9 protein-coding genes are annotated in these 9044 nt (G+C 43.6%); 7 read left to right on the top strand and 2 right to left on the bottom strand.

What is annotated here, in order from left to right; genetic code table 11:
* Window positions 1-125 precede the first annotated feature (125 nt).
* The 7 genes from BLT_RS0115645 to BLT_RS0115615 all read left to right on the top strand — a co-directional run bounded on the left by BLT_RS0115645 (window position 126) and on the right by BLT_RS0115615 (window position 7520).
* Window positions 126-1487 (top strand): acetyl-CoA carboxylase biotin carboxylase subunit, encoded by a 1362-nt coding sequence (locus tag BLT_RS0115645; protein WP_017728716.1) that lies wholly within the window; start codon window positions 126-128, stop codon window positions 1485-1487.
* The gene (locus BLT_RS0115640; protein WP_017728715.1) at window positions 1484-1696 is read left to right on the top strand and encodes an acetyl-CoA carboxylase biotin carboxyl carrier protein subunit; all 213 of its coding nucleotides are present in this window, start codon (window positions 1484-1486) and stop codon (window positions 1694-1696) included. Before BLT_RS0115645 ends, BLT_RS0115640 begins: the two co-directional genes overlap by 4 nt.
* A 14-nt stretch (window positions 1697-1710) precedes the next feature.
* On the top strand, window positions 1711-2616 hold the full coding sequence (locus BLT_RS0115635) for a hydroxymethylglutaryl-CoA lyase (protein WP_017728714.1): 906 nt from the start codon (window positions 1711-1713) through the stop codon (window positions 2614-2616).
* Window positions 2613-3395, top strand: a complete 783-nt coding sequence (locus BLT_RS0115630; protein ID WP_017728713.1) for an enoyl-CoA hydratase — start codon at window positions 2613-2615, stop codon at window positions 3393-3395. Before BLT_RS0115635 ends, BLT_RS0115630 begins: the two co-directional genes overlap by 4 nt.
* A 12-nt stretch (window positions 3396-3407) precedes the next feature.
* Window positions 3408-4937, top strand: coding sequence for an acyl-CoA carboxylase subunit beta (locus BLT_RS0115625; protein WP_017728712.1), 1530 nt, complete (start codon window positions 3408-3410; stop codon window positions 4935-4937).
* A gap of 82 nt (window positions 4938-5019) precedes the next feature.
* Window positions 5020-6927, top strand: coding sequence for an AMP-binding protein (locus tag BLT_RS0115620; protein ID WP_051045258.1), 1908 nt, complete (start codon window positions 5020-5022; stop codon window positions 6925-6927).
* Window positions 6928-7265: 338 nt separating this feature from the next.
* Window positions 7266-7520: a hypothetical protein gene (locus tag BLT_RS0115615; protein WP_017728710.1), complete on the top strand. Its 255-nt coding sequence runs from the start codon at window positions 7266-7268 to the stop codon at window positions 7518-7520.
* 9 nt (window positions 7521-7529) lie between these two features.
* On the opposite strand, the gene BLT_RS0115610 is transcribed toward BLT_RS0115615, so the two are convergent.
* Together BLT_RS0115610 and BLT_RS24275 are read right to left on the bottom strand one after the other, a co-directional pair.
* Complete coding sequence (locus BLT_RS0115610) at window positions 7530-8627, bottom strand: ABC transporter ATP-binding protein (protein WP_017728709.1); 1098 nt, start codon at window positions 8625-8627, stop codon at window positions 7530-7532.
* Between the two features lie 231 nt (window positions 8628-8858).
* Entirely contained in the window at window positions 8859-9035 is a 177-nt protein-coding gene (locus tag BLT_RS24275; protein WP_017728708.1) for a hypothetical protein, read from the bottom strand.
* Window positions 9036-9044 lie beyond the last annotated feature (9 nt).

Genomic DNA, 9044 nt, shown 5'->3' with positions numbered 1-9044 from the left:
ATGAGTATCCAATGACAGCCTCAGGGAAAATCCAAAAGTTCAAGCTGCGAGAGCAGGCAAAGGAAGTATTCGAATTAAAAACAAATTAAACATGTGTAGAGATATCGATCCAAGGGGGGAGAGCAATGTTTGCAAAAATATTGATTGCAAATCGTGGCGAAATTGCTGCTCGTATTATCCGAACATGCAAGCGTTTAAAGATCGCGACTGTTGCCGTTTATTCTGAGGCTGACCTTGATTCGTTGCACGTTACCCTAGCAGATGAGGCATATGTGGTTGGAAAGAATCGAGTGCTTGAAAGCTATTTAAATGTTGAAAAAATCATTGAAGTCGCTAAACAAGCCGAGGTTGAGGCGATTCATCCAGGCTATGGGCTTCTTTCTGAAAATGCGGACTTTGCACGTCGCTGTATAGAGGAAGGGTTTACATTTATCGGTCCACATCCAGATGTTATTCAAAAAATGGGGAGCAAGATTGAAGCGCGTAAAACGATGGAGAAGGCGGGGATTCCTGTGATTCCAGGAGTGAATGAACCGTTAAAAAGTGTAGACGAAGCCATAGAGGTAGCCAAGCGTATTGGCTACCCTGTCATGCTGAAGGCTTCGGCTGGTGGTGGCGGTATTGGGATGCAGCTCGTTCATCATGCTGGAGAGCTGGAAAAAGCATTTGCAGGAAATCAGGCAAGAGCTGAATCATTTTTTGGAGATGGGGCAATGTTTTTGGAGAAAAGCATTGTCAACCCACGGCATATTGAGGTTCAGGTGTTAGCTGATTCACAAGGGACAACCGTTCATCTATGGGAGCGAGATTGCTCGGTGCAGCGTCGTCATCAGAAGGTGGTAGAGGAAGCCCCTTCTCCGTTTTTGGATGATGTGACAAGAAGGAAGATGGGGGAGCTTGGGGTGCGAGCAACCCAAGCAATTGGCTATACAAATGCAGGTACGGTTGAATTTTTGGTGGATGGACAAAAAAATATTTACTTTTTAGAAATGAACACTCGCCTTCAAGTTGAGCACCCAGTGACAGAGGAAATTACAGGGCTTGACCTTGTTGAGCTTCAATTAAAGATTGCGGCTGGAGAAGCCCTTCCATTTACTCAGGATGACATACGCCGAGTTGGTCACGCCATGGAGGTGCGTATTTACGCCGAAGATCCAACGACCTTTCTGCCATCCCCTGGAACGATCAAAAGGCTTTCTATGCCTGAGGCCTCCTATATCCGTCATGAGTATGCGATTGAGGAAGGAGTGAAGGTAACTCCTTTTTATGACCCCATGATTGCCAAAATGATTGTCAGAGGAGAAACCCGAGAAGAGGCAATAGCACGCCTAATTCAAGCACTTGATGATTATATTGTCGAAGGAATTAAGACGAATATTGAGCTACTAAAAACCGTTGTTGCTCATCCTGTTTTTCAAAAAGGGGAAGCGACAACAGCCTTTGTTCAAGAGTATGTACAACCGCTAAAAGGAGGAAAGCAAGCATGAAACAAATCCAAACAAATATGGCAGGGAACATTTGGAGGATGCTTGTAGGAGAAGGGGATACAGTCGAGGCTGGTCAAGAGGTTGTCATTTTAGAATCGATGAAAATGGAAATACCGATTGAAGCAGAAGTGGGCGGTACGGTCAAAAAGGTCGTGAAGCAAGAGGGGGATTTTGTGGATGAAGGGGATGTTCTCCTTGAACTTGAGTAAAGGGAGGTGATCTGGTGGAAAAGGAGGTTCGTCTACGAGAAGTTGGCCCCCGTGATGGGCTTCAAAATGAGCAGGCGTGGATTAATACAGAGGATAAAATTAACTTGATTAATGCGTTGGGGGAAACAGGTCTCCCTTATATTGAAATGACCTCATTTGTTCACCCGAAGTGGATTCCCGCCTTAGCTGATGCCAGTGAAGTCGTCAAAGGAATTAAACGGAGGCCCGGTGTAACATACGGTGCCCTTGTCCCGAATGAAAAAGGGTTGGAGCGTGCGCTAGAGGCAGGGATTGATGAGGTGTCCGTGTTTATTTCTGCAAGTGAAACTCACAATCAGAAAAACATTAACAAAACAATTGACGAGACTTTTCCTGTTTTAAAAAACGTGATCGATGTGGCTAAAAAAGAGGGGAAAACGGTACGTGGCTATGTATCGACTGTGTTTGGTTGTCCTTATGAAGGAGAAATCAATCAAAGCCTCCTTGTTAGAACAGTGGAACAGCTAATGGAGATGGGGGTAGATGAGCTATCCTTAGGCGATACAATTGGTGTTGCTACCCCTAATCGAGTGAAAGATGTGCTAAGTCTTTTAGACTTTGTTCCAATTGATCAGATTGCACTTCATTTCCATGATACAAAAGGAATGGCTGTGGCAAATGTTGTAGCAGGTCTTGAAAAAGGGGTTATCGCTTTTGACGGCTCTGTCGGTGGATTAGGAGGCTGTCCATATGCACCAGGGGCCGCAGGAAATGTGGCGACAGAGGATCTTCTCTACTTATTTCAAGGCCTCGGTCTTCATACAGGTGTTGACATGGACGCTTTACTCGATTGCGCTATGTTTGTCCAAGGAAAGCTTCATAAAACATTACCGAGTCATAATCTTCAAGCCAAGATGGGAGCAGGAGGAGAACGCCTATGAATGAGCTTTTGCACATTCAACGTGAAGACTCAGGAATCGTCACACTTACACTTCATCGCCCCGAGGCAGCAAATGCTTTGTCGATTGCTTTATTACAGCACTTAAAATCTGTGGTGGATGAACTGAAATTTACTCCAAGTGTTCGTGTCGTGATCATTAGCGGTTCCGGTAATAAGACGTTTTGTGCAGGCGCCGATTTAAAGGAACGAGCGACGATGGATGACGAGACGGTGAAAAAGACGGTTTCCTTGATCAGTGAGACGATTCAAGCTGTGGCACATTTGCCTCAACCTGTGATTGCGGCGATGAACGGCAGTGCCCTTGGCGGTGGACTTGAGCTTGCCTTAGCGTGTGATTTACGAATAGTGTCAACGCACGGTTTATATGGCTTAACGGAGACAACGTTAGCGATCATTCCTGGTGCTGGTGGGACGCAGCGGCTGCCTAGATTAATTGGAGTTGGCAAAGCTAAAGAACTCATTTTTACAGGAAAACGGCTGACTGGGACGGAAGCAGCTGAAATGGGTTTAGCCGAATGGGCATGCTCTCCAAAAGAGGTGATGGCAAAAGCCTATAATCTGGCGGAGGCAATAAGCAAAAACGGACCGATTGCCATTCGCCAGGCAAAGCGAGCCATTGATACCGGTTTAGAAGTGGACCTTCTCACAGGCCTTAAAATTGAAAAGCTAGCCTATGAACAGACGATCTCGACGGCGGACCGGTTAGAAGGACTAAAAGCCTTTAAAGAGAAACGAAAGCCACATTACATAGGAAAGTAAGGAGGAGATTCGATGTCGTTTGAGAAACAGCTTCAGGAACGAGTTGAAAAAATCAAACAAGGCGGCTCAGCGAAATATCATGAAAGCAACCGAGCAAAAGGAAAGCTGTTTGTTCGGGAGCGACTTGAGCTGCTTTTTGATCAAGGACTTTCAATCGAAGATGCCATGTTTGCCAATGGCAATGCAGATGGGTTACCTGCTGATGGCGTTGTGACAGGGCTAGGGAAAATCCACGGCCAAACGGTCTGTGTCATGGCAAATGATTCGACAGTTAAAGCAGGGTCATGGGGAGCGAAAACGGTTGAAAAAATGATTCGGATTCAGGAAACTGCGGAAAAATTGAATGTTCCAATGCTTTATCTTGTGGACTCAGCGGGAGCAAGGATCACCGATCAAATCGAAATGTTTCCAGGGCGTAGAGGGGCTGGACGCATTTTCTACAATCAAGTAAAGCTCTCAGGAAGAGTGCCGCAAATCTGTCTTTTGTTTGGCCCATCTGCTGCAGGAGGGGCATATATCCCTGCATTTTGTGACATCGTCATCATGGTCGACGGCAATGCCTCCATGTACCTCGGCTCGCCAAGAATGGCAGAAATGGTCATTGGCGAGAAAGTGAGCCTCGAAGAGATGGGGGGAGCAAGAATGCATTGCTCTGTCTCAGGCTGTGGTGATGTCCTAGCATCATCAGAAGAAGAAGCGATTTCAATGGCAAGATCGTACCTCAGTTATTTCCCATCCCATTATGGTGACCTGCCACCGATTAGTGAAACAAAGCCGCCAAAATCCTTTGAAAAAACGATCGATGAGATTATTCCGAAAAATCAAAACACTCCTTTTAATATGTACGATTTGATTTATCGAGTAATTGATGAGGACTCGTTTTTTGAAATCAAAAAGCTATTTGCTCCTGAGCTGATCACAGGACTTGGACGAATGGATGGAAAGCCTGTAGGTGTGATTGCCAATCAGCCGAAAATGAAGGGGGGCGTTCTATTCCACGATTCAGCAGATAAAGCAGCAAAATTTATTACCTTATGTGATGCCTACCATATTCCTCTCTTGTTCTTAGCAGATATTCCTGGTTTTATGATCGGAACAAAGGTAGAGCGTGCCGGAATTATTCGCCACGGAGCGAAAATGATTGCAGCTATGTCTGAAGCGACAGTACCGAAAATTTCAGTTATTGTTCGCAAAGCCTATGGTGCTGGTTTGTATGCGATGGCAGGTCCAGCCTTCGAGCCAGATTGCTGTCTCGCACTGCCAAACGCACAAATTGCAGTAATGGGACCAGAAGCTGCTGTGAATGCAGTTTACGCCAACAAAATTGCAGAGCTTCCTGAAGAGGATCGCGCAACTTTTGTAGAGCAAAAACGTGAGGAATACAAGGAGAATATTGATATTTATCGACTTGCATCTGAAATGGTTGTTGATGGGATTGTTCAAGGAAATGAGCTTAGAAAGGAATTAATCGTAAGGTTTGCTGCGTATGAAACAAAGAATGTAACGTTTACCGAGCGCAAGCATCCTGTTTATCCTGTATAGCCGATCATAAGATGAGAGAGACAGAAAGGAGGAAGTGAATGTGAGCGACACGAAGGCTGTCTGGAGCCCAACACAAGAACAAATGGAAGCCACTCGTCTGTATCAATGGATGAAAAAGCTTGGTTTTACTAGCTATGAAGCTTTTTACCAAGCGTCGATTGACGATATTGCTTGGTTTTGGGAGGAAGCTGAAAAAGAGCTTGGCATTCCTTGGTTTAAGCAATATGAAAAAGCTCTTTCTCTTGAAAAAGGTATTCAATGGCCTGTTTGGTTTCAAAATGGAGCATTGAATGCAATGGATGCTGCTGTTTCCCGCTGGGCGAACGATCCAACCATGAGAGAAAAGCAAGCCCTGCTTTGGGAAGGAGAAGATGGTCAAATCCGTCAATATTCTTTTGCAGAAATGCAGGCAGAAGTTGAAAGGGCTGCAGGTGGGTTGAAAAAGCTTGGACTAAAAAAAGGTGAGATTGTTGCCATTTATATGCCGATGCTTCCGGAAACAGTGATTGCAATGATGGCCATTTCTAAATTAGGGGCAATTTATAGTCCTGTGTTCTCAGGCTATGGTGCCGAAGCTGTAGCCACTCGTCTTCAGGCAAGTGAAGCAAAAATGCTCCTAACTGCTGACGGCTTTTATCGGCGTGGAAAGCCAATTGATCTGAGACGAGAAGCGGAGAAAGCAGTTGCCCTTTCTCCTACAGTTGAACAAGTCATTGTTGTGGGACGTCTGGAACAACAATTAGCGCTTAATCATCATGCTATAAATTGGAATGAGCTTATTCAAGCAGAGCCAATGATAAAAACAGAAGAAATGGAAAGTGATGAAACCCTTATGCTCATCTATACCTCTGGGACGACAGGACGACCAAAAGGAGCGGTTCACACACATAGTGGATTTCCGATAAAAGCCGCATTTGATGCGGGTATTGGAATGGATGTGAAAAAAGAAGATGTGATGTTTTGGTATACAGATATGGGTTGGATGATGGGTCCTTTTCTTGTATATGGTGGTCTCATTAATGGAGCAACAATCCTCTTATATGAAGGGACACCAGATTACCCACACCCTGATCGACTTTGGAAAATTGTAAGCGACCACGGTGTGACACATTTAGGCGTATCTCCAACCTTGATCCGAGGTATGATGAAGCACGGAGAAAAATGGGCTAAGCCTTATGATCTGTCGACGCTTCGAGTCATCGGTTCCACTGGAGAGCCTTGGAATCCTGAACCGTGGCGTTGGCTCTTTGAAAAAATTGGACATGGAAAGATTCCAATCTTCAATTATTCTGGTGGAACGGAAATTTCGGGGGGCATTCTCGGAAATGTTTTAATTCGGCCGATTGGACCGATCACCTTTAACTCACCTCTCCCTGGGATGGCAGCAGATGTCTATAGTCAAGATGGAAAGTCTATTTCTAATGAAGTTGGGGAACTCGTTTTAACCAAGCCTTGGGTAGGAATGACAAATGGCTTTTGGAAGGAGCATGAACGATTTCATGAAACCTACTGGTCTAGATGGCCAAATACTTGGGTCCATGGAGACTGGGTCATAAAGGATGAAGAAGGCTTCTGGACAATTACTGGGCGCTCAGATGACACGTTAAATATTGCAGGCAAGCGTGTAGGTCCTGCGGAAGTGGAGTCGGTTCTTGTTAGCGATCATAGCGTTGTGGAAGCAGGGACAATTGGTGTTCCTGATCCGATAAAAGGAGAGGTGGCCATTTGTTTTGTCGTCCTTGCACCAGACATTTCAGAAAGTGCTGCATTAAAAGAAAGGCTTTTAAACCTTGTTGCTGAAAAATTAGGAAAAGCACTTAAGCCAAAGGACATATTTTTTGTACAGGATTTACCGAAAACACGAAATGCAAAGGTGATGCGTCGAGCGATAAAAGCTGCTTATTTACATCAATCTGCAGGTGACTTGTCCTCACTTGAAAACCCAGAAGCGGTTGAGGAAATCCAAGCCCTTCGTAAATCATGCAGTTAGTGGATTTCTACAAAAGAAAATATCAATTAATCGTAACTTGAAAATTAGTAGCGGCTGATAAACCTTATACATCCTCATGCATAAAAGGCTTTTGCTTCACTTAGCGAAAGCCTTCATTTTTTATAGCTCTAAAACGTGTTAGAAAATACCAATAAGAAAAGCACATCACCATACATATCAAAGAAAAAGAGAAGGAAAATAGAATACATGATGTAAAATGCATGGTTAATGAAATAGTGACAAACTCTTTTTTTTTGCATAAATTTGAACAAGCTGAATCTTTATTGGTATTGAAAAGGAGATTTCCAATCTTCAGATTTAAATAAAGGAGCATCGTTATGAGCACATGTCCTGTATGCAACGGGTTTGAAAATATTAACATTTCGTGTGATACGTGTAAGCAACCGTTTGATGATATTGGCCGTTATACCGATTACTTTGATGATTATAGTCCCTATGAAGAAATAGATTTAATGAAGCTGGAAGATGGCTTTCCTGTTTCCTATGCCGAGCACCAATGTCCACATTTCGTCACTTGTCACATTTGTCAACGTTCTACGGTGTTTTTCGTTCAAGAAACGCGATCCGATTAAACGTAAGCCTTAGCGTATGCGCTGCTTGGTTTTTGCATCAAAAAAATGGACTTTGTTCATGTCGATCGCAAGCGCAATGCTTTGACCGGTTGTCAGATCGGTTCGGGCATCGACACGGGAGACCAATTCCTGACCAAAAACGTTCGTGTAAAGAACGGTTTCAGGACCGGTTAATTCAACAACTTCTATTTTAGCTGTCAGCTTTGTGTCTGGAGTGGAGTCAATGAAAGGTGGCTCGTAATAAATATCTTCTGGTCGAACACCAAGGATTAGCTCTATCCCTTCATACCCTTGTGCTCGTAAAATCGCTAATTTCGCTTTTGGAATTTTCAATGATAGCTTACCAATTCTAAAAAAATCTTTTTCGAGACGACCACTCAAAAAATTCATCGACGGTGATCCAATAAAGCCACCAACAAAAACGTTTTCAGGGAAATGATAAACTTCCTTAGGGGTTCCGACTTGCTGAATCACTCCATCTTTCATGACAACGATACGCGAGGCCATTGTCATCGCTTCTGTCTGGTCATGTGTAACATAAATGGTTGTCGTTTGAAGACGTTGATGAAGCTTCGTAATTTCCGCTCTCATTTGGACACGAAGCTTTGCATCAAGGTTCGATAAAGGCTCATCCATTAAAAATACTTGCGGGTCACCAACGATGGCACGGCCAAGGGCAACACGCTGGCGTTGACCACCAGACAGTGCTTTTGGCTTTCGGTCAAGCATCTCTTCAAGTCCTAAAATTCTTGCCGCTTCTTTTACCCGTTGCTCAATTTCTGTTTTTTTAAATTTCCGTAGCTTTAAACTAAAAGCCATATTTTCATACACATTCATATGAGGATAGAGAGCGTAATTTTGAAAAACCATTGCAATTTCACGGTCTTTTGGCGCCACATTATTCATCCGTTGATTGCCGATAAAAAGATCTCCTTTGGAAATCTCCTCAAGTCCTGCAATCATCCGAAGTGTCGTTGACTTTCCACAACCAGAAGGTCCAACAAAAACGATAAATTCTTTATCATGAATATCAAGAGTAAAATTCTTAACTGCTGTTACATCATCGTTATATATTTTGTACACGTGCTTTAATTGGATTTCTGCCATGTAACGCTCCCCTCTCATAACGTAAATTTTGACAAAGGTTTTTCCCTATGATGATACGTATACAAATATTCCCTGACATTTGTCCACCAACTAGTAAATTAAATGAAGCCACTGTATGGGGCATGTCTGTCATCTTTCATTATAGCAAAAGCTATAAGAAATCGATCCAATGTAAAAACGCCTGGAAATACGAATCCAAGCGTTTTGTCGTTTCCTTATTTCGATTGATCGTTACATTTCGTATTTGCGAGGAGGCTCTTCTTTTTCAAAGTCACGAGCTTGTTCTATTTTTCCTGCACGGTGTTCATTGACTGTTCCACCGCCGAGCCCTTCGTTAATCATTCGGTCCACGTCGAGAAAGTATTTGTCTCGCCCTTCATTCGTTAAATCCTTTCTTTCCTTGTCCAATGTCTAATC

The sequence above is a fragment of the Halalkalibacterium ligniniphilum genome, from assembly GCF_000334155.1.
Classification (GTDB): Bacteria; Bacillota; Bacilli; order Bacillales; family Bacillaceae_D; genus Halalkalibacterium; species Halalkalibacterium ligniniphilum.
This window is presented reverse-complemented; position numbering and strand designations above follow the sequence as displayed.

Coding starts and splice junctions, on each gene's coding strand:
- BLT_RS0115615 (WP_017728710.1), top strand. CDS start 7,266: ATGAGCACATGTCCTGTATGCAACGGGTTTGAAAATATTAACATTTCG.
- BLT_RS0115610 (WP_017728709.1), bottom strand. CDS start 8,627: ATGGCAGAAATCCAATTAAAGCACGTGTACAAAATATATAACGATGAT.
- BLT_RS0115620 (WP_051045258.1), top strand. CDS start 5,020: ATGGAAGCCACTCGTCTGTATCAATGGATGAAAAAGCTTGGTTTTACT.
- BLT_RS0115640 (WP_017728715.1), top strand. CDS start 1,484: ATGAAACAAATCCAAACAAATATGGCAGGGAACATTTGGAGGATGCTT.
- BLT_RS0115630 (WP_017728713.1), top strand. CDS start 2,613: ATGAATGAGCTTTTGCACATTCAACGTGAAGACTCAGGAATCGTCACA.
- BLT_RS0115625 (WP_017728712.1), top strand. CDS start 3,408: ATGTCGTTTGAGAAACAGCTTCAGGAACGAGTTGAAAAAATCAAACAA.
- BLT_RS0115645 (WP_017728716.1), top strand. CDS start 126: ATGTTTGCAAAAATATTGATTGCAAATCGTGGCGAAATTGCTGCTCGT.